Origin of the sequence: Pseudaminobacter salicylatoxidans (assembly GCF_003148475.1) — a bacterium.
GTDB classification, from domain to species: Bacteria; Pseudomonadota; Alphaproteobacteria; order Rhizobiales; family Rhizobiaceae; genus Pseudaminobacter; species Pseudaminobacter salicylatoxidans.
The window spans coordinates 99724-119208 of sequence record NZ_QGGG01000004.1; the positions used below are offsets into that span (position 1 = coordinate 99724).

Annotated in this window: 22 protein-coding genes; 10 read left to right on the forward strand and 12 right to left on the reverse strand. The window is 65.3% G+C overall.

Annotated elements, in window-relative coordinates; translation table 11 throughout:
- Positions 1–14 precede the first annotated feature (14 nt).
- Positions 15–1001 carry an esterase-like activity of phytase family protein gene (locus C7441_RS07050; RefSeq protein WP_109612261.1) on the forward strand — a complete coding sequence of 329 codons (987 nt, stop codon included), beginning with the start codon at positions 15–17 and terminating at the stop codon, positions 999–1001.
- A 93-nt stretch (positions 1002–1094) separates the two neighbouring features.
- Here the strand turns inward: C7441_RS07050 and C7441_RS07055 are convergent, their stop codons facing one another.
- Entirely contained in the window at positions 1095–2195 is a 1101-nt protein-coding gene (locus C7441_RS07055) for a saccharopine dehydrogenase family protein (protein ID WP_109612438.1), read from the reverse strand.
- Positions 2196–2251: 56 nt separating this feature from the next.
- Between C7441_RS07055 and C7441_RS07060 the strand changes: the two genes are divergently transcribed.
- Positions 2252–2746 carry an Lrp/AsnC family transcriptional regulator gene (locus C7441_RS07060; protein ID WP_483407029.1) on the forward strand — a complete coding sequence of 165 codons (495 nt, stop codon included), beginning with the start codon at positions 2252–2254 and terminating at the stop codon, positions 2744–2746.
- Between the two features lie 9 nt (positions 2747–2755).
- On the opposite strand, the gene C7441_RS07065 is transcribed toward C7441_RS07060, so the two are convergent.
- The 4 genes from C7441_RS07065 to C7441_RS07080 all read right to left on the reverse strand — a co-directional run bounded on the left by C7441_RS07065 (position 2756) and on the right by C7441_RS07080 (position 5275).
- Positions 2756–3451 carry a spermidine synthase gene (locus C7441_RS07065; protein ID WP_109612263.1) on the reverse strand — a complete coding sequence of 232 codons (696 nt, stop codon included), beginning with the start codon at positions 3449–3451 and terminating at the stop codon, positions 2756–2758.
- A 3-nt stretch (positions 3452–3454) separates the two neighbouring features.
- Positions 3455–4135, reverse strand: a complete 681-nt coding sequence (locus tag C7441_RS07070) for a queuosine precursor transporter (RefSeq protein WP_109612264.1) — start codon at positions 4133–4135, stop codon at positions 3455–3457.
- Positions 4136–4231: 96 nt separating this feature from the next.
- Positions 4232–4525 (reverse strand): 50S ribosomal protein L28, encoded by a 294-nt coding sequence (gene rpmB, locus C7441_RS07075; protein ID WP_109612265.1) that lies wholly within the window; start codon positions 4523–4525, stop codon positions 4232–4234.
- A 156-nt stretch (positions 4526–4681) separates the two neighbouring features.
- Positions 4682–5275, reverse strand: coding sequence for a biotin transporter BioY (locus tag C7441_RS07080; protein ID WP_109612266.1), 594 nt, complete (start codon positions 5273–5275; stop codon positions 4682–4684).
- Between the two features lie 172 nt (positions 5276–5447).
- Between C7441_RS07080 and C7441_RS07085 the strand changes: the two genes are divergently transcribed.
- Positions 5448–6290, forward strand: coding sequence for a DUF3108 domain-containing protein (locus tag C7441_RS07085; RefSeq protein WP_244916079.1), 843 nt, complete (start codon positions 5448–5450; stop codon positions 6288–6290).
- A 76-nt stretch (positions 6291–6366) separates the two neighbouring features.
- Positions 6367–7254 (forward strand): aromatic amino acid exporter YddG, encoded by an 888-nt coding sequence (gene yddG / locus C7441_RS07090; protein ID WP_109612267.1) that lies wholly within the window; start codon positions 6367–6369, stop codon positions 7252–7254.
- Positions 7255–7270: 16 nt separating this feature from the next.
- Here the strand turns inward: yddG and C7441_RS07095 are convergent, their stop codons facing one another.
- Together C7441_RS07095 and gloB are read right to left on the reverse strand one after the other, a co-directional pair.
- Entirely contained in the window at positions 7271–7714 is a 444-nt protein-coding gene (locus C7441_RS07095; protein ID WP_170125037.1) for a cupin domain-containing protein, read from the reverse strand.
- A complete protein-coding gene (gene gloB / locus C7441_RS07100) occupies positions 7714–8481 on the reverse strand; it encodes a hydroxyacylglutathione hydrolase (protein WP_109612268.1) in 768 nt (255 codons plus the stop codon). Before gloB ends, C7441_RS07095 begins: the two co-directional genes overlap by 1 nt.
- Positions 8482–8600: 119 nt before the next feature.
- Between gloB and C7441_RS07105 the strand changes: the two genes are divergently transcribed.
- A complete protein-coding gene (locus tag C7441_RS07105) occupies positions 8601–9350 on the forward strand; it encodes a class I SAM-dependent methyltransferase (protein ID WP_109612441.1) in 750 nt (249 codons plus the stop codon).
- 42 nt (positions 9351–9392) lie between these two features.
- On the opposite strand, the gene C7441_RS07110 is transcribed toward C7441_RS07105, so the two are convergent.
- The gene (locus C7441_RS07110; RefSeq protein ID WP_109612269.1) at positions 9393–10679 is read right to left on the reverse strand and encodes an MFS transporter; all 1287 of its coding nucleotides are present in this window, start codon (positions 10677–10679) and stop codon (positions 9393–9395) included.
- A gap of 127 nt (positions 10680–10806) precedes the next feature.
- Here C7441_RS07110 and C7441_RS07115 point away from each other — a divergent pair, with 127 nt between their 5' ends.
- Positions 10807–11379 carry a TetR/AcrR family transcriptional regulator gene (locus C7441_RS07115; protein ID WP_109612270.1) on the forward strand — a complete coding sequence of 191 codons (573 nt, stop codon included), beginning with the start codon at positions 10807–10809 and terminating at the stop codon, positions 11377–11379.
- 20 nt (positions 11380–11399) lie between these two features.
- On the opposite strand, the gene C7441_RS07120 is transcribed toward C7441_RS07115, so the two are convergent.
- From C7441_RS07120 to C7441_RS07135, 4 genes are all read right to left on the reverse strand, one after another.
- Positions 11400–12602, reverse strand: coding sequence for an AI-2E family transporter (locus tag C7441_RS07120; protein WP_244916080.1), 1203 nt, complete (start codon positions 12600–12602; stop codon positions 11400–11402).
- Between the two features lie 112 nt (positions 12603–12714).
- On the reverse strand, positions 12715–13986 hold the full coding sequence (locus tag C7441_RS07125; protein ID WP_019172282.1) for an HlyC/CorC family transporter: 1272 nt from the start codon (positions 13984–13986) through the stop codon (positions 12715–12717).
- Positions 13983–15104 carry a 3-dehydroquinate synthase gene (aroB, locus tag C7441_RS07130; RefSeq protein WP_109612272.1) on the reverse strand — a complete coding sequence of 374 codons (1122 nt, stop codon included), beginning with the start codon at positions 15102–15104 and terminating at the stop codon, positions 13983–13985. The genes C7441_RS07125 and aroB overlap by 4 nt, the downstream gene beginning before the upstream one ends.
- Positions 15101–15724 (reverse strand): shikimate kinase, encoded by a 624-nt coding sequence (locus C7441_RS07135; RefSeq protein WP_425326567.1) that lies wholly within the window; start codon positions 15722–15724, stop codon positions 15101–15103. The genes aroB and C7441_RS07135 overlap by 4 nt, the downstream gene beginning before the upstream one ends.
- A gap of 120 nt (positions 15725–15844) precedes the next feature.
- On the opposite strand from C7441_RS07135, the gene C7441_RS07140 reads away from it, so the two are divergent.
- The 4 genes from C7441_RS07140 (at position 15845) to C7441_RS07155 (ending at position 19481) form a co-directional block, all read left to right on the forward strand.
- Entirely contained in the window at positions 15845–15994 is a 150-nt protein-coding gene (locus tag C7441_RS07140; protein WP_019172285.1) for a hypothetical protein, read from the forward strand.
- Positions 15995–16000: 6 nt separating this feature from the next.
- A complete protein-coding gene (locus C7441_RS07145; RefSeq protein ID WP_109612273.1) occupies positions 16001–16924 on the forward strand; it encodes a site-specific tyrosine recombinase XerD in 924 nt (307 codons plus the stop codon).
- Positions 16925–17010: 86 nt separating this feature from the next.
- Positions 17011–17961, forward strand: a complete 951-nt coding sequence (locus C7441_RS07150; protein WP_019172287.1) for an acetyl-CoA carboxylase carboxyltransferase subunit alpha — start codon at positions 17011–17013, stop codon at positions 17959–17961.
- A 239-nt stretch (positions 17962–18200) separates the two neighbouring features.
- Positions 18201–19481, forward strand: a complete 1281-nt coding sequence (locus C7441_RS07155; protein ID WP_109612274.1) for a L,D-transpeptidase family protein — start codon at positions 18201–18203, stop codon at positions 19479–19481.
- Positions 19482–19485: the final 4 nt, after the last annotated feature.

The window sequence follows — 19485 nt, forward strand, 5'->3', positions numbered from 1 at the left end:
TGCTGTGCGCAACGGTGCTGGCATTGCCGATAACCGTCGTTGCGCAACCCGCCGCCCAAGCCGAACCGGCGCCCATCGAGCGCATGGAGGTCACCACCCGGCCGATCACCCAATTCGAGATCGGCCGGGATCGCACGCGGTTCGGGCCGCTGGAATTCATTGGCGGGCTGGAAATGGTGTCGTCGGGGCGCAATTTCGGCGGCTTTTCGGCCATGCGCTTCATGACGCCGGGCAAGGATTTCATCGGCGTGGCCGATACCGGCTTCTGGTTCTTCGGGCAGGTTAACCACGATGCCGAACAGCGCCCGAGCGGCATTTCCGACTTCCGCATGGTCCGGATGACGGACGAGGCCGGCTCGCCGATCGACGACAAGTGGCAGGCCGATGCCGAAAGCCTCGCCATCAGGGACGGCGTCGCCACGGTCGGCTTCGAGCGCAACCATCGCCTCGTCCAGTTTCATATCGACCCGGAAAATATGCAGCCCCCCTTGCGCAAGCTCGATTTCCTGGTGCCGAAGCATGAGCTGCGCATCAATCGGGGCCTCGAAACAGTCGCCTGGTCACCACCCGGCAGTGCGCTGACGGGAGCACTGGTGGTGGTGTCGGAGCGCAGCCTCGATTCGAAAGGCAATGTCTTTGCCGCCGTCCTGTCCGGACCGGAAAAAGGCGTGTTCACGGTCGTTCGCCATGACGATTTCGACATCACCGACGGCGCGTTCCTGCCCAATGGCGACCTGCTTCTGCTGGAGCGCAGCTTCTCCGTCCTGAGCGGGGTGAGGATGCGGCTGCGCCGCCTGCCGGCCGACAGCATCGGCAACGGCAAGGTCGCCGACGGGCCGGTGCTGATGCAGGCCGGCATGAACTACCAGATCGACAATATGGAAGCGATGGACGTGTGGCGCCGCGCCGACGGCGCGCTGATCGTGTCGCTGATGTCCGACGACAACCAGTCCTTCCTGCAGCGCAGCCTCTATCTGGAGTTTTCGCTGCAAGGCGAGTGAGGGGCGCGGCCGGTTCGCTCAAAAAAATCACCTCTCCCTCGCGAAAGGAGGGAGAGGTGTGAGGCGAACTTTGGATGCCGCGCGGACGCGGCCTTACGCGGCCAGCGTGGTGTTGACCGCCTGCGCGTAGTTGCGACCGAAGCGGTTGGCGAGGAAAGCGTCGAGCGCGATGTCTTCCTGGCGCACAAACCCTTTCTGCGGCAGCGCGCCATTGGCCAGCATGTCGAGCACGGCGCAGATGCCGGAAGCCGTGGTGATCTGGATGGCGCTGCGCACCGTTTCGCCGACGCGGCGGCTATAGATCTTGTTGGCGTAGGTTTCCTGCAGGAGGCGGCCGTTCCTGCGGCCCGAGACGGTGACGAAGATCACCACCACGTCCTGCAGCGTCGCCGGCAGGGCATTTTCCATAATGTCCTTCAGCACGTCGCGGCGGTCGCGCAGGCCGAGATCGTTGAGCAGCGCCTTCATGATGGCGGCGTGGCCGGGATAACGGATGGTGCGGTAGTTCAGCGTGCGCACCTTGCCCTTGTAGGTCTCGCACAGCGTGCCCAATCCGCCCGAGGTGTTGAAAGCCTCGTAGGTGACGCCGTCGAGCGAGAATTCCTCACGCTCCTCCAGCGGCGGCACCTCGGTCAGTTCGCCATCGACGATCGCCTCGCAGGGCTCGCAATATTCGTTGATGACGCCGTCGGTGCTCCAGGTGAGGTTGTAGTTCAGCGCGTTGGACGGGTATTGCGGCAGCGCGCCGACGCGCATGCGCAGGCTGTCCAGCGTGTCGAAATGCCTGGCGAGATCGTTGGCGACAATCGAGATGAAGCCCGGCGCCAGGCCGCATTGCGGGATGAAGGCGGTGGTGGCACTCGCCGCCAGTTCCTTCACGCGTCGCGTGCTGGCGACATCTTCGGTGAGGTCGAGATAATGCACGCCGGCCTTGGCGGCCGCTTCCGCAATCCGCGTGGTGAGATGGAAGGGAGCCGCGCTCAGCACCGCGAACTTGCCTGCAAGCACGCTTTCCAGCGCGCCGTCCTGGCCGATGTCGAGCTGGCGGGTGGCGATATTGGCGCCCACTTCCAGCGCATCGAGCTGCGCCTGCGAGCGGTCCACCACGGTAACGCGATAGTCACCCGTGACCGCCAGCATGTCCGCAATGGTTGCACCGATCTTGCCGGCGCCGACGACGACGATCTCTTTCATGGCCTTGCCCCTCATAATGCAGATTATGGAGGTATCGTAATGCCGCCCGACGTCGGATGACAGTATCGCTTTGGACGAATCAGATATACATTTCCTTCAATTCGACGAAAGGATTACGCATAGTGACGACAGATGCCGACCGCGCCCTGATCGCCCTGCTGCGCGAAAACGCGCGCGCCTCCACGGCCGAACTGGCGCGCCGGCTCGGCGTGTCGCGCACCACGGTGCAAAGCCGGCTGGAGCGGCTGGAAAAAAGCGGGATCATCGCCGGCTACAGCGTAAAACTGTCGCCCGATTACGAAAGAAATCTGGTGCGGGCGCATATCCTCGTCACCGCACTGCCCAAGCTGTCGGCCTCGGTCGAGACCGTGCTGCGGCGCATGCCGGAGGTGCGCATGCTGCATTCGGTCAGCGGCAATTTCGACATGATCATCGTGGTGGAAGCGCCTTCGGTGCGCGACCTGGACGAGCTGATCGACCGCATCGGCGCGCTCGACGGCGTGGAGCGCACGCTGTCGTCCATCATCCTCTCGACGCGGATAGATCGCTGAAGGCAGCGTTCAGGCCGGTCGCTTTCCGCCCGATTCGCCCGGTTTGGCAGCCAGCCAGATGACATGCCGTGCGCCACGCTTGCCGCCGGCGCGAACCTTCACTTCCTCGGCGGCAAACCCTGCCTGACGCAACCGATTCGTGAAGGAGCGGTCCGGCCCCTGCGACCACACGGCAAGAATCCCGCCGGGCCGCAATGCCGCGCGCGCCCTGCTCAAACCGGCAAGGCTGTAGAGGGCGTCGTTGGCCGGCCGCGTCAGTCCCTCGGGGCCGTTGTCGACATCGAGCAGGATGGCGTCATAGAGCGATTTGGCCGCGTTGATGAGCGCGCCCACATCCGTTTCCCGGACCGTCACGCGCGGATCGTCGAGGCAGCCGCCAAACACCTGCGCCATCGGCCCGCGCCCCCAGGCGACGACAGAGGGCACCAGTTCCGCAACCGTGACATGGGCGTCAGCGCCGAGTTCGGAAAGCGCGGCGCGCAGCGTAAAGCCCATGCCCAGCCCGCCGATCAGCATATGCGGCGACCGCCGCGCCCTGATGCGGTCGCACGACAGTTTCGCCAGCGCCTCCTCGGAGCCGCTGAGACGGCTGTTCATCAGCTCGTTGGTCCCGAGCATGATCGAGAATTCCGTGCCGCGCTGCTTCAGCCGAAGCTCGCCGCCTCCCGGCGCCATTGCCGAATCAAGCTGGACCCAGGGCAGCATCTGTCAGGCAGCCACCGGCTGCTGGCTCCAGCGGGCGGCAATGATGCGATAGGGAATCAGCGCGAAGACCGCGATCAGCAGCTTCACCGACAGGTCGCCCAGCGCCCAGGACAGCCAGCGCGCGGCCTCGACGTGCAGCACGCCGAACAGCGGCGCCATTTCCAGCGCGAAATCGTCGCTCGGGCCGATGAAGGCAAAGGCCGGCGCGAAGGCGACGGAGAAGAAAATGATCGTGTCGATGACCGAACCGACCAGCGAGCCGAACACCGGCGCGCGCCACCAGTTCTGCCGGCGCAGCCAGTTGAACACGGTGACGTCGAGAAGCTGGCCGAACAGGAAGGCCGCACCAGACGCGGCGGCGATGCGCGCCAGCCGGTCGGCGGCCGTGCCGAACTCGATCAGCCCGTAACGGTAGAACAGCGGCGGCACCACGATGGAGCAGGCCACCGCTGTCATGAAGCCGATGAACACGACGCGCCGCGCCATGCGCGGACCGTAACGCCGGTTGGCGAGATCGGTGACGAGGAAGGCGGCGGGATAGGTGAAGGCGCCCCAGGTCAGCAGGTCGGCAAGCTGGAGCGAGCCGAGCTGTCCCTGCACGGGAAACTGCACAAGGATGTTCGAAGCCACGACCACAAGCGCCATGGCGACCACGAAGGGCAGATAACGGACAGAAGAGTTCATTTTTTTAACCTGGGTGATGGAACCAGTGGAGCGCGAACCGGACATTCCGACCGCGCTCCATCGTCAGGCGGTTGTCCCCCGCCGGAAAATGCGAAATCAGGCTGCCTGTTCGGCCTGCTTTTTGGCGATCTGCTTCTTCAGCAGGCGCGCGCGCTGCGAAAGCTCGCTGGCGTCGGCCTTGGCAAGGAAAGCGTCCAGACCACCGCGATGCTCGACCGAGCGCAGCGCGTTGGCCGAAATGCGCAGGCGAACGTTCTGGTTCAGGGCCTCGGAGATCAGCGTCACATTGACGAGATTCGGCAGGAAGCGACGCCGGGTCTTGTTGTTGGCGTGGCTAACATTGTTGCCGGTCATGACGGCCTTGCCGGTCAGTTCACAAGCGCGAGACATTTTCACTACCTTCGTTCTAAACGGGCCAATGCGACTGCGGCGCACCAAAAATACATGGGCGCAGTCTGGTGTAGCGGCCGCATGGAAAAGTTGGCGTTCCATTAGTGGCATTTGTCCCACGCGTCAAGGGCGCGTGGGACAATGCGGAGCGGAACTTCAGCGCTGGCCAGCCTTGCCGGCGCGGCGCGTGGCTTCCACGCTTGCCGTAGCCAGCGTCGACTTGACGATGGCGCCAAGGACGAAGGGAGCGACGCCGTAGGTGATGGCGTTGTCGATGCCGATCATCGCGGCCAGCCATGCGCCGCCCGTCACGAGAATGAAGGCATTGCCCAGAAGCATGGCCCCGAAGCTGCGCAGCAGATTGCCGCGACCGGTCCAGCCACGCTCGGCAAGCCAGCCGACCAGGGCGGCCGCGAGCGGGAAGGCGAACAGATAACCCGCGGTGGGGCCGGCGAAGTGGGCAACGCCGCCGGCACCGCCCGCCAGAACCGGCATGCCGACCAGACCCTCACCCAGCCAGGCAAGCACGGTGATCGCGCCCAGCCGCCAGCCATAGAGCGCGCCGATCAGCGTTACCGCGAAGGTCTGCATCGTCATCGGCACCGGCAGCATCGGCACTTCGACCCAGGACGAGGCGGCGAGGAACAGCGTGCCCAAGGCCACCACCGCGGCGCGCAGCGCCAGAGGGCGATCGGTCAGGCGAAGCGGCACGAAGGCGCGCGCAGCGGCGGTGGAAGTCGAATTGCTCATGAGGGAACTCCACATTTGTCTTTCAGGCGGCGGACTATTCCACGGCTCATGGTGCGGTGCAATATCGACCCGACGGGAAATCCGGCTCAGCCGGCCCTATGTCTGGACGGAATGCCCCGCGCAAGCTCACAGAATCGCCGGAATCATGCGGTTTCTGGCCAGTCGAAGGGGCTTGGCGCGTATCGGCGTCGATACGCCGGGGTTTTACGAAGAGGCGCCTCTGATGGCGGGTATCTTTCAGGCAGTTTCGATGGCGATGGCCGCGGCCGCCCTTTCGGGAGGATTCGCCGTGCCGGCTTCGGCGGCGGCCTTCCGCAGTGAGTATACGGTTTCCTATCTCGGCCTCACCATCGCACGCTCGCATTTCGAGAGCACGTTCGACGGCAATCGCTTCAAGGTGAGCGGCAGCATGTCGAGCGCCGGCATCGCGCAGATCTTCGACGACACCAAAGGCACGGTGACGGCCAGGGGCCGCTTTGCCGGCGCCGGCCCCCTGCCCGACGATTTCGTGACCAATTACACCTCCGGCGACAAGAAGAAGAAAACCCAGATCGGCTTTGCCGGCGGCAATGTCAGCAAGGTGGTCAACATCCCGCCGCTCAAGAAACGCGGCCGCGACTGGGTGAAGGTGGCGGATGCCGACCTGCGCGCGGTGACCGATCCGCTTTCGGGCACCCTGATCCGCGCCGACAGCGCCGAGAAAGTGTGCGGCCGCACGGTGAAGATGTTCGATGGCGAAATGCGCGCCAATCTCGTGCTCGACTATGTCTCGAAGGGGCCCGTCTCGCTGCCCGGCTATTCGGGCGAAGCCGTGACGTGCCGCGCGCGATTCGTGCCGGTGGCAGGCTACAAGAAGGGCCACCGCTCGATCGAATATCTGAAAAACCGCAGCAAGATCGCCATCTCGTTTGCGCCCATCGGCACAACCGGGGTATATGCGCCTGTCCGCGCCACGGTCGGCACGCAGATCGGAACGATAACAATAGAGGCGCGGAAGTTCGAAGCAGTGAATTGAAAGCATGGTCCCCGGAGGGGAAACCGGAAGGATCATGCTCAGGCAAGGGGCGCCGGCCGCCCCGGCGGGGGAACGAATGGGTCGTGCCACATTGATCGGTTTTGCGGCGGTTGCCATGTGGGCACTGCTTGCGCTGCTCACCGACGCCTCGGGTCAGGTGCCGCCCTTCCTCCTGTCGGCCATCACCTTCGCCATCGGCACTTGCGTCGGCCTCGTTGCGCGCCTGTTCATGAAGCCGCCGGCGAACGCGCCGAAAATCCCGCCGCAAGTGTGGGTCATCGGCATTGGCGGCCTGTTCGGCTATCACTTCTTCTATTTCACCGCGCTGCGCAACGCGCCGGCGGTGGAGGCGAGCCTGATCGCCTATCTGTGGCCGCTGCTCATCGTGCTGGGTTCGGCGCTGATGCCGGGCGAGCGCCTGCGCTGGAACCATATCGCCGGAGCGCTGCTCGGTCTGGCGGGCACTTTCCTCATCGTCACCAAGGGTGGCGGGCTTTCCTTCGACAGGAGCTACAGCTTCGGCTACGCCATGGCCGGCGTCTGCGCTTTCCTGTGGTCGGGCTATTCGCTGGCGTCGCGCCGCTTCCCTGCCGTTCCGACGACGGTGGTGACATGGTTCTGCGCGGCGACGGCCGCTCTCTCGTTCCTGTGCCATCTGGCGCTGGAGCAGACGGTGCTGCCAGCAAGCGCCGGCCAGTGGCTGGCGGTGCTGGGGCTCGGCCTGATGCCGGTGGGCGCGGCGTTCTACACATGGGACTTTGGCGTGAAGCACGGTAACATCCAGGTGCTGGGCGCCGCCAGCTATGCCGCGCCGCTGCTTTCGACACTGGTGCTCATCCTGGCCGGATTTGCCGAGCCGACGCCAAGCATCATTGCCGCCTGCATCCTCATCACCGGTGGCGCGGTCCTTGCGGCAAAATCCATGCTGTTCGGCAAAACCAAGCCGGCAAGCGCCGAGGCGTGACGGGAACGGCAGCGCTTCACCCGGCCGCCTGAGGCTCCCAGCCTTCCGCTGCCAGTTCGAACTGCGAGAACTCGAAGCCGGGCGCGACCGTGCAGCCCACCAGCGTCCATTCGCCAAGACTCCTCGCCGTCTGCCAGAAGCCGGCCGGCACGACGTGCTGCGGGCGTTCGCCGGCGGCAAGGTCCGTGCTGAGCCGATGACGGGTCACATCGCCGCCTTCCCGGTGCATGGCGATTTCAAGCGGCGCGCCGGCGTGGAAGTGCCAGACTTCCGCCGCATCCTTCACCCGGTGCCAGGCGGAAACCTCGCCGGCCCTGAGCAGGAAATAGATCGCCGTGGAATGCCCGCGCGCATTGGCGGCGCTCGCATCGCGGAAGGTCTGGACATACCAGCCGCCCTCCGGATGCGGCTTCATGCCCAGCGTCTCGATGATGGACGCGGCGTCCATCGCTACGACCATCAGAACAAATCCTTGCGCTTGCGGATTTCGGCGAACACCGCCTCATCGGAGGCGTTTTCCATGCCGAGATTGCGCCGGATCGTCGGGTCGTGCCAGCGCAGGAAAGGATTGGTGGTCAGTTCCTCGCCGATTGTCGTGGGCAGCGTCGGCTTGCCCTCGCTGCGCTGCCGGTCGATCCTGGCCGCGCGTTCCCGCAGCGCCGAATTGGTCGGGTCTACCGTCAGCGCGAAGCGCGCATTGGACTGCGTGTATTCGTGCCCGCAATAGACGGTCGTGTCCGGCGGCAGGGCTGCAAGCTTCTTCAGCGAATCGAGCATGAGGGCCGGCGGACCCTCGAACAGCCGCCCGCAGCCCAGCGCAAACAGCGTATCGGCGGTGAAGACCACATTGGCCGTGGGAATGTAGTAGGAGACATGGCCGGCCGTATGCCCCGGCGTCTCGATCACATAAATGCCGTGATGCCCTAACGGGATGACGGCCCCTTCCTGCACCGCCTCGTCGATGCCGGGGATTTTCGTTTCCTCGGCCTTCGGCCCGACGATGCGCAGGCCGAGCCGCTCCTTCAGCGTCAGATTGGCTTCGACATGGTCGCCGTGATGATGCGTGGTGAGGATCATGTTCGGCTTCCAGCCGGTGCGGCGGATGGCGTCGATGATCGGCGCCTCCTCCGGCGCGTCGATCAGCGCGGTCTGGCCGCTCTCGACATCGTGCAGCAGCAGCCCGAAATTGTCGCTGCGGCACATGAACTGTTCGATCTCGATCGTCATCGCACATCTCCCTTTCGGGGCGGACGATAGGGCGGCGACAGCCACCTGTCATCCCCCGCGCGCATATATCCCGTCGAGCTTTGTTGTGCTGCGGCGGCAAGGTCGCTACCGTCCGCAGCATGAATTCGGATATCGTCGATCTGCGCTCCTTCTACGCCACCCCGCTTGGGCATACGGTCGAGCATTCGATCGGCATGGCGCTGGCTGCAATCTGGGCGGGCATTCCTAATGAACGGCTGGTGGGGCTGGGCTATGCCCTGCCCTGGCTGGACCGCTTCGGCGCCGACACCGAACGCACCTTCGCCTTCATGCCGGCCACGCAAGGCGCTGTGGCCTGGCCATCGGGACGCCCCTCCGCCACGGCGCTGGTGTTCGACGAGGAACTGCCGCTGGTTGACGCGTCCATCGACCGCATGCTGCTGGTGCATTCGCTGGAACATGCCGAAAACCCGCGCGAGACGCTGAAGGAGATCTGGCGGGTGCTCGCGCCATCGGGCCGGGTCGTCATCGTGGTGCCCAACCGGCGCGGCGTCTGGGCACGTTTCGAGCATACGCCCTTCGGCACCGGCCGGCCGTTCTCGCGCGGCCAGCTCAACGAATTGCTGCGCGATGCAAACTTCACCCCCGCCGCCTGGTCGGAAGCGCTGCTGTTTCCGCCATCGCACAGGAGAACCGTCCTGCGGCTCCACAACATACTGGAGCGCACGGGCCGCCGCTTCTGGCCGATCTTTTCCGGCGTCATCGTGGTGGAGGCGCAAAAGCGCGTCTACCAGGGCCTGCCGGTGGCGCAGCGCGCCTCCCGCCGCGTCTTCGTGCCGGTGCTGACGCCGCAGGGCGCGGGAAGGCACGCGCGGAAAACGGGGCTTTGATTTTTCAAAAGGAGGCGCGACAGAACGCGACCTCCCTTACAGTCATGCCGCCTGCGCGGCGCGACGGCGCAGCGTTTCGCTCGGGTCGATGAGCAACGAGAGCGCGGCAGCGGCGATCGCCGTCATGCCCGCGATCTGGAAGGCCAGCACATAGTCGCCCTGCATCTCGCGCAGCGCACCGCCGAAAAAGGCGGCGCAAGCTGCCCCTACCTGATGACCGGCCACGATCCAGCCGAACACCAGCGGGCCGGAACGATCACCGAACGCCTCGTTGGAAAGCCGCAGCGTCGGCGGCACGGTGGCGATCCAGTCGAGCCCGTAGAGGATGGCGAAAATGGTCAGGCTCGTTCCCGAAAAGCCGGAATAAGGCAGATAGACCAGCGAAAGGCCGCGTATGCCGTAATAGACGCCGAGCAGCTTGCGCGGATCGAAACGGTCGGTAAGCCAACCCGACAGCGTTGTGCCGATGAGATCGAATACGCCCATCAGCGCCAAGAGACCGGCAGCCTTCACCTCGGGAATGCCCATGTCGCCGCAGAAGGCGATGAGATGGGTGCCGACCAACCCGTTGGTGGTGAAGCCGCAGATGAAGAAGGTGGCGAAGAGATACCAGAACACGCGCGTCCTGGCCGACTGGCGCAGCGTCGAAAACGTGACCGTCAGGAAATTGCCGCCGCCTGCCAGCGGCGCTTCGTCCCTCTCGCCCGGCTCCGCGCCATAGCGCGTGATGCCGATGGAGGAAGGTCGCTCCGGCACGAAGAAATAGACCAGCGGCAGCAGGGCGGCGGTGGCCACCGCCACCGTGACGACCACCGGCTGCCAGCCGCCGGATTGGGCGAGCGCCGCCAGGAACGGCAGGAACACCAGCATGCCGGTGGCGCTGGAGGCCGACATCAGGCCCATCATCAGCCCGCGATTGGTCTTGAACCAGCGGTTGACGATGGTCGCGCCCAGCACGGTCGCCACCGCGCCCGAGCCAATGCCGGAAAACACGCCCCAGGTCGCGATCAGGTGCCACGGCTCCGTCATCAGAAGGCTGGTGGCGGTCGAGGCGGACATGAGCGCCAGCGCCGCAAGCAATGTGCGGCGCAAGCCCACCCGCTCCATCAGCGCAGCCGCAAAGGGACCGGCCAGGCCATAGAGGAAGATGCCGATTGCGGCGGCCAGCGAGATCGTATCGCGCCGCCAGCCAAAGGCATCCTCCAGCGGCAGCATCAGCACGCTGGGCGCCGAGCGCAAGCCCGCCGCGATCAGCAGCGACAGGAAGATCACCGCGACGACGACGAAGGCGTAGCGCTGGCCAAAGGGGCGTTTTTGAACTATGCTCATGTTACTGACCGGTACGTAATGGAGCGCGCATTAGTACGTACCGGTCAGTAACAGTCAAGAGAGCTTGTTTATGCCAACGGAAAAAGCCGCCTCGCACCTGCCAGAAACTGCCAATTCACGTGGGGATATGCAGCACCCCCCGCGCGCGGCGGAGCGCATTTTGAGCGTGGCGCGCAATCTTTTCTACCGGCAGGGCATCCGCGCCATCGGCGTGGACGAGATCGTGCGGCAGGCGGGCGTGACCAAGCCAAGCCTCTATCGCAGTTTCTCGTCCAAGGATGAGCTGGCGGCCAGCTATCTGCGCCGTTACGAGATCGAGTTCTGGGAGCGTTTCGACGAAGCCGTGGCTGCGCATCCCGGCGATCCGCGCGCCCAGATCCGCGCCTTCCTGACCCGGGTAGGGCACCGCGCCGTTCAGCTCGACTATCGCGGCTGCGGCATGACCAATGCGGCGATCGAATATCCCGAGCATGGCCATCCGGCCCGGCTGGTGGGCGAAGCCAACAAACGCGAACTGCGTCGCCGCCTGCGCGCCATGGCCGCCGAAATGGGCGCCGGGGATGCCGACATGCTGGGCGACGGCCTGTTGCTGCTGATCGAGGGGGCCTTTGTCTCCGGCCAGCTTTTCGGCCCCGGCGGCCCGGCCGCCAGCGTGGCGGAAAACGCCGACCGGCTGATTTCGGCAAGCCTGAAGGGCTAAGTTTCGCCGGCCGCGAAAAACTACTCCGAGCCCGTCAGCCGTTTCGTCTCGTGTTCGGGCAGAAGCTCGTCCGTTGTCTGGGCGACGGTGCCGCTGACGGCGTCGGTCTGCTCCACTTCCCGCAGCCATTCGCGCCAGATCGCCACCAGCAAGGCCATCAGCACCGGGCCGATGAACAGGCCGAGAAAGCCCATGGTCTTCACGCCGCCGATGAGGCCGAAGAAGGTGGGCAGGAACGGCAGCTTGATCGGCCCGCCGACCAGCTTGGGCCGCAAGGTCTTGTCGACGATGAACAGCTCGATGGAGCCCCAGGCGAAGAGGCCGAGCCCCGCCACCGGCGTGCCGCGCGCCACCAGATAGGCCGAGACCAGCGTAAACGACAGCGGCGCGCCACCGGGAATGAGCGCCATGACGCCGGTGAGCACGCCGAGCGTGACCGGCGAGGGCACGCCGGCGATCCAGTAGGCGATGCCCAGCACCACGCCCTCGCCGATGGCGATCAGCGTCATGCCGGTTACGGTGGAGCTGATGGTGGCCGGCACCACGCCGGAAATGCGCTCCCAGCGCGTAGGCAGGATACGTTCGCCCAGCCGGGCGATCTGGCGGGCGAAGCTCTCGCCGTCGCGATAGACGAAGAACAGGGCAATCAGCATGAACAGCAGCGTCAGGAGCAGGCTGAAGGCGCCGCCGCCGGCCGCCAGAACACCGCGATATATGCTGCCGATATTGGCGCCGCTGACGATCTGGATCAGTTCGCCGATGGCGCCGGGATGGCCGATATAGCGCGTCCATTGCTCGTGCGCCCATTCGCCGACGATGGGCAAAGCGATGATCCATTCGGGCGTGGGCGCGCCGTTGCGGTTGGTTTCCACCGCCCAGCTGAACCATTCCCGCACCTCGTTGACGGTATAGACGCCGGCCAGCGTGATCGGCACCACGAGGAAGGTGACGATGAATGCGATGGCCAGCGACGCCGCAAGCGTGCGGTTGCCGGAAACGGCATCGAGCAACCGGCGATAGAGCGGCCAGCTCGCGAACGCGATGACCAGCGCGGCCAGGACAGGCACCAGGAACCCGTGGAAGAAGTAGATGCCGGCCGCGACGATGAGCACCAGAAGCCAGCGCGCCGCCGTCAGCGGCGGAATGAGCGGGATGCGGGCAGGCGTGGAAAGCCCCAGCAACCGGGGTTCGCGCCTGGGTGTCCCGTTTTCCTTTTCGCTCAAAAGACTTTTCTCCCGCCGCTTATGCAGTGCTCTCTTTCACTACCCTGTTGCGCCCGACACACAAAGGATTTTCGTGTCGCACGGCGTCGCCGGCGGCTGGTTGTGCGCCGGCCTACCCTTCCGCCGCGGTCCTGATACGGATGCGGGTGATGCGGTTCTTCTCGCGCTTCATGACGATGAAGCGCTTGCCGTGGAAGGTGAAGGCCTGCTTCTCCTCCGGGATCGACTGCGTCTCGTGGATGACGAGGCCGGCGATGGTGGTCGCCTCCTCGTCGGGCAGGTTCCAGTCGAGCGCGCGGTTGAGGTCGCGGATCGGTACGGAGCCGTCCACCACGATCGAGCCGTCCGATTCCTGGCGCACCCCCTGCACATCGACATCGTGCTCGTCGGCGATCTCGCCGACGATCTCCTCGATGATGTCTTCCAGCGTCACCAGCCCTTCCAGCTCGCCATATTCGTCCACGACGAGCGCGAAATGCGCCTTGCGGCGCAGGAAGGCGTTGAGCTGCTCCTGAAGCGTGGTGGTGTCGGGCACGAACCACGGCTTGGACGCGATCTTCATCACATCGATGCGGGAAAAGTCGTTGCCGACCTCCTCCAGCGCCCTCAACAGGTCCTTGGCATGCAGCACGCCGACGATGTTGTCGCTGGCGCCGCGCCACAGCGGCATGCGCGTGTGCGGGCTTTGCAGGATCTCGCGCACCACCGCATCGGGCGGATTGTCCGCATTGACCGAACGCATCTTGGTGCGGTGGACCATGACATCGGAGACTTCCAGTTCGTGCAGGTCGAGCAGTCCGCCCATGCGGTCGCGGTCCTGCTTGACCACTCCACCCTCACGATGCAGCACGGCCACGGCGCCGCGCAGTTCCTCATGCGGCGTCAGCAGCGATTCGTCCCGCGACAGGCTGACCCCGAACAGGGCAAGCAGGATGCGCACGATCCAGTTGGCCGCCGCCGACAGCGGGCCGAAGACGACGACCGCCAGCCGCGCGAAGGATGCCGCCCGCAGCGCAAACTGTTCCGGCCGCGCCAGCGCCCAGCTTTTCGGCAGGATTTCGGAGAAAATCACCAGCACCACCGTCATAACGATGGTGGCATAGGCCACGCCCCGCACGCCGAAGAGTTCCAGAAGCAGGCTTGTCGCCAGCGCGGAAGCCAGGATGTTGACGAGGTTGTTGCCGATGAGCAGCGCGCCGACCAGCCGGTCCTTGCGCTCGATGAGCCGCTGGACCAGCCCCGCGCGCCTGTCTCCCGCCTGCTCGAGCGAGTGCAGCCGCGCCCGCGAGGCGCCGGTCATGCCGGTTTCAGTTCCGGAAAACAGGAAAGACAGGACCAGAAGCACCAGAATGGCGCCGATCGTCATCCATATTTCCATGGTCATCCCGGATGGTTCTCCTTCAGGAATGCCAGCACCTCGGAGGCCGGCACGTCCCTGGCGATGAAGGACCGGCCGACGCCACGGGTGAGGATGAAGGTCAGCGCGCCGCGCGACACCTTCTTGTCCTGTGCGATATAGCCCAGGAGCCGCTCGGCGTCCGGCAATTCGCCGGGAATGTCGGCCATGCGCCAGGGCAGCCCGACGGCTTCCAGATGCGCCTCCACGCGGGCGGCATCGTCGGGCGAGGCAAGGTTCATGCGCGCCGAGAACCGGTGCGCCAGCGCCATGCCGATGGCGACGCCCTCGCCATGGACGAGGCGCGCGCCGTCATAGTTCGTCGCCGCTTCCAGCGCGTGGCCGAAGGTGTGGCCGAGATTGAGAAGCGCGCGGTCGCCGGTCTCGAATTCGTCGCGTGCCACCACGTCAGCCTTGGCGCGGCAGGATTCGGCAATGGCCTGCGTGCGCGCTGGCCCGCCCGAAAACACCTCCTGCCAGTGCTTCTCCAGCCAGGCGAAGAAGTCCGGCCGGTCGATCAGGCCGTATTTGGCGACTTCGGCATAGCCGGCGCGGAACTCGCGGGCCGGCAGCGTATCGAGCACGTCGGTGTCGGCCAGTACCAGCTTCGGCTGATGGAAGACGCCGACAAGGTTCTTGCCGTGGCTGCTGTTGATGCCGGTCTTGCCGCCGACGGACGAATCCACCTGCGCCAGCAGCGAGGTCGGAATCTGCACGAAATTCATGCCGCGCCGCACGATGCCGGCGGCAAAGCCGGTGAGGTCGCCGATAACGCCGCCGCCAAGCGCGATGACCGCGTCGCGGCGCTCCAGCCGCGCGGCGAGCACGCCATCGACCACGTCCTGCAAATGGGCAAAGCTCTTCGTCTTTTCGCCGGCCGGCATGACGATGGCCGTGGAGGCGACGCCAGCCGTGTCGAGCGAGGCGGTGAGCGCATCGAGATGGGCGGCGGCGACATTTTCATCGGTGACGATCGCGGCACGAACTCCCGGCAAACGCGCGGCGATTTCGGCACCGGCGCGCGCGATCAGGCCCGCACCGATCAGGATGTCGTAGGCCCGGTCGCCGAGCCCGACCTCCACCTTGACCACGCCGCTGTTAGTCATACCGCATTCTCCTGGGCGCCCTGCCCCCGTCCGCACAAAAACGTTTCAAGCGCGGCCATCACCTCGTCCGCGATGACCTCCTTGCGCTCGTCGCGGGTCAGGACGGTGACATGCGCCGTCGCATAGACCGGATAGCGCTCCGTCATCAGCCTTTCCAGCGTCGCGCGCGGATCGGCGGTCTGCAGCAGTGGCCGGCCGGAGCGCCTGCCGACGCGCTCCATGAGCGTGTCGAGATCGGCCTTCAGCCAGACCGAGACGCCATGGGCCGCGATTGCCGCGCGCGTCTGCGCGTTCATGAAGGCGCCGCCACCGGTGGAAAGCACCTGCGGCCCGTTTTCCAGCACACGCTGGATGACACGCTGCTCAAGGGCCCGGAATTCGGGCTCGCCATAACGCTCGAACAGCTCCGGCACGGTCATGCGCGAGACCGCTTCGATCTCGTGGTCGCTGTCGATAAAGGGCAGGTCGAGCATGCTTGCGACGCGCCGGCCGATCACGGTTTTGCCCGCTCCCATCAGCCCGACAAAGACGATGGAGCGCGTGCCGAGCTGCTTCAGCAGCTCTGCCGGATTGTCGCTCGGGGCTTGAGGCGTGTCGCTCGTCATGCGAGCGTTCGACATGAAAACCATTGGCGCGTCAAGGCCGCAACGGCCTGCCGGACCACTGTCCGCGCCCTTGAAATGCCGTGATGGGTGAACCATAACGGAACAGACGATCAAGCGACGGGACACAGCCGCACAATGCCGACTCTTTTCCGGTTCCTCGTGACGCTCGGCATATTGGCGGGGCTGGCCTATGGCGCGATGTTCGCTCTCGTCACCTTCGTCCAGCCCAAGCGCGGCGAGATCACCATCCGCATACCCGCCGACAAGATCAATCCGAAGAACTGACCGGCCATGAGAAGCGGCGCGCGCATCGAGGCGTTCCTGGAGATGATGAGCGCCGAACGCGGCGCGGCCGACAACACGCTCGCCTCCTATCGCCGCGACCTGGAAGACGCCGCCGGGCACATCGGCGACCTCGCGGGCGCCGATCCTGCCGCAATCCGCGCCTATCTCGGCGACATCGCCGCGCGCGGCTTCGCTCCCAGCTCGCAGGCGCGGCGGCTTTCGGCGCTGCGGCAGTTCTACAAGTTTCTCTACGCCGAGGGCCTGCGCCCGGACGACCCCACCGGCACGCTGGACAGCCCGAAGAAAGGCCGCGCACTGCCCAAGATCATGAGCGAGGCCGAAACCGGCCGCCTGCTTGACCGCGCGGCCGCCGAAGCTGCCGATGCTTCGGTCGGCGACAGTGCGCGGATCGCCGCCCGGCGCATGCAGGCGCTGGTCGAGGTGCTCTATGCGACGGGCCTGCGCGTGTCGGAACTGGTCGGCCTGCCGCTGACCGTGGCTTTGCGTGACGAACGCTTCTTCATCGTGCGCGGCAAGGGCAGCAAGGAGCGCGTGGTGCCGCTGTCGGCCAAGGCGCGCGAGGCGATGCGGCTGTGGCTTGTCGAACGCGGCAGGGTTCCGGCCTGGGCTGAAAGCCTGTTCCTGTTTCCGGCCGCTTCCGAAAGCGGCCATCTGCCGCGTCAGGTCTTTGCCCGCGAGCTCAAGGGGCTGGCCGCACGCGCAGGCATCGCCGCCGCGAAAATCTCTCCGCACGTGCTGCGCCACGCCTTTGCCAGCCATCTGCTGCAGAACGGCGCGGACCTGCGCGCGGTGCAGCAACTGCTGGGCCATTCCGACATTTCCACCACGCAAATCTACACGCATGTGCTGGAAGAACGGCTGGTAAGGCTGGTCAATGACCATCATCCGCTTGCCGTTGACGGGCACTGACGTTATGTGAAAGCAAATTTCTCGACGCCGGATCCGTTTTTCGGAGCACCGGCGTCCTTGTATGAAGGCGTATCGGTCAGTCACGCATGTACAATTATCTCGATTTCGAAAAACCCGTCGCGGACCTCGAAGGCAAGATCCTGGAGCTGAAGAAGCTCGCCGAAAACGGCGAGGCCGTCGATGTGGCTGACGAGATCGCCCGCCTGGAAAAGCGCTCGCGCGACGCGCTGCGCGACGTCTACAAGTCGCTCACGCCCTGGCAGAAGGTGCAGGTGGCGCGCCATCCCGACCGGCCGCACTGCCTCGACTACATCGATGCGCTGTTCACCGACTTCACGCCGCTGGCCGGCGACCGCTCCTTCGGCGAGGACAAGGCCATCGTCGGCGGCTTCGCGCGCTTCAACGGCGAACCCGTCGCGGTGATCGGCCAGGAGAAGGGCTCGGACACCAAGAGCCGTCTGGAGCACAATTTCGGCTCGCCGCGCCCCGAGGGCTACCGCAAGGCCGTGCGCATCATGGAACTGGCGGATCGCTTCTCGATCCCGCTGGTGACGCTGGTGGACACCGCCGGCGCCTATCCCGGCGTCGGCGCCGAAGAGCGCGGCCAGGCCGAGGCCATCGCCCGTTCCACCTCCGCCTGCCTTGGGCTCAAGGTTCCGTCGATCTCGGTGGTGATCGGCGAAGGCGGTTCCGGCGGCGCGATCGCGATCGCCACGGCAAACCGCGTCTTCATGCTCGAGCACGCCATCTATTCGGTGATTTCGCCGGAAGGCGCGGCCTCGATCCTGTGGCGCGACACCACGCGCTCCAGGGACGCCGCCACCAACATGAAGATCACGGCGCAGGACCTGCTGACGCTGAAGATCATCGACGCCATCATTCCCGAGCCGATGGGCGGCGCGCACCGTGCGCCCGAGACTGTGATCAAGGCCACCGGCGAGCTGATTGCCCGCACGCTGGCCGAATTCGCCGCCAACCCGGCCGATTTCCGCGAACTGCGCCGCGAGAAATATCTGGCCATGGGCCGCAATCTCTGAAGGCTGCGGGCGTCGCCCACCGGACGACGCCCGGATAAGTTGTGCAATTGCGGCAGCCCGCCGATTTTTGCCACAAAAATGCCTTCACTTCCTCGTCAAAAGGCATCTGCCGACAGCGGCCGCGCCCCTTGCGGTAATCAATTCGCAAGGTTAACGGTTTATGGTCCGCGCCTGAGAGAGCAGGCCGGCAGGGGGATTGCAGTTCCCGCCGGACGCGACGGAAACGAAGAAGAATACTGATGCCGAAACTTGCCACCATCGCTCGTGCAGGATTGCTGATCGGCGCGCTCGCCATGGCCGGTTGCAGCGAATCCCAGTCCACTTTCGAAGGCCTGGCTGCCAAGGGCGAGGTCCACATTCCACCGAAGATCCTGGCCGAGATGAAGGCCAAGGACATGCCGCGCAATTCGCCCGTGCTTGCGCGCATCTTCAAGGAAGAAGGCAAGCTGGAAATCTGGAAGCAGAAGGCCAACGGCCGCTACGATGTGATCGCCAGCTACGACATCTGCAAATGGTCCGGCAAGCTCGGACCGAAATATATCGAAGGCGACCGTCAGGCCCCGGAAGGCTTCTACAGCGTGCGTCCCGGCCAGATGAAGCCGAATTCGCAATATCACCTCGCCTTCAATATCGGCTATCCCAACGCCTATGACCGCGCCAATGGCCGCACCGGTTCCAACCTGATGGTGCATGGCGCCTGCTCGTCGTCGGGCTGCTATTCGATGACCGATGCCCAGATCGAGCAGATCTACGCCTTCGGCCGCGATGCCTTTGCCGGCGGCCAGACGGAATTCCAGATTCAGGCCTTCCCCTTCCGCATGACCGCCGCCAACATGGCGCGCTACCGCACCGACCCGAACTACGCGTTCTGGAAGATGCTGAAGGAAGGCTACGACTATTTCGAAATCACCAAGGTGCCGCCGAAGGTCGATGTTTGCGAGAAGCGCTATGTCTTCAACCGCATTCCTGAAAATGGCACGCCTTTCTCGCCGACGGGCGCATGCCCGGCCTCGACACAGCCCGATTCGCTGAAAATGGCCTTTCAGACCTATCAGTCGAGCTATGAGGCCGCCTTCGCCAGCGCGGTCAAGGCTTCCACCCCCGCGCCGAAGCCGACGATCAACGGCATCAAGGAAGCCAACATCGTCTCCGACTGGACCAAGCAGCGGGCGCGCGGCGAGCGCGTGCCCATCGAGCCGCCATCACTGGAGGCCGACGGCTCCGTGAAAGTAACGGGTCGCATGGGGCGCATCGATTCGCCGGCCGGCCGGCGCATGGCAGCGCTGGAGGCCGCGGAAGCCGAGAAGCAGAAGATCGCCGAGGAAAAGAAGCGCGCCGCGGAGGAGAAGGCCGCCGCGATCGCACTCGCCAAGGCGCAGAAGAACGCGCCCGTGCCGGCCCCGTCTCCCGCCCCGGCCGAGACGGCGGAAGCGGTAGCAGCCGCTCCGGCGGAAGCCCCGGAGCGGACCGGTCTTCTGGGTGGCGTGCGCAAACGCATGGCCAGCCTTTTCGGCGGCTGAGGTG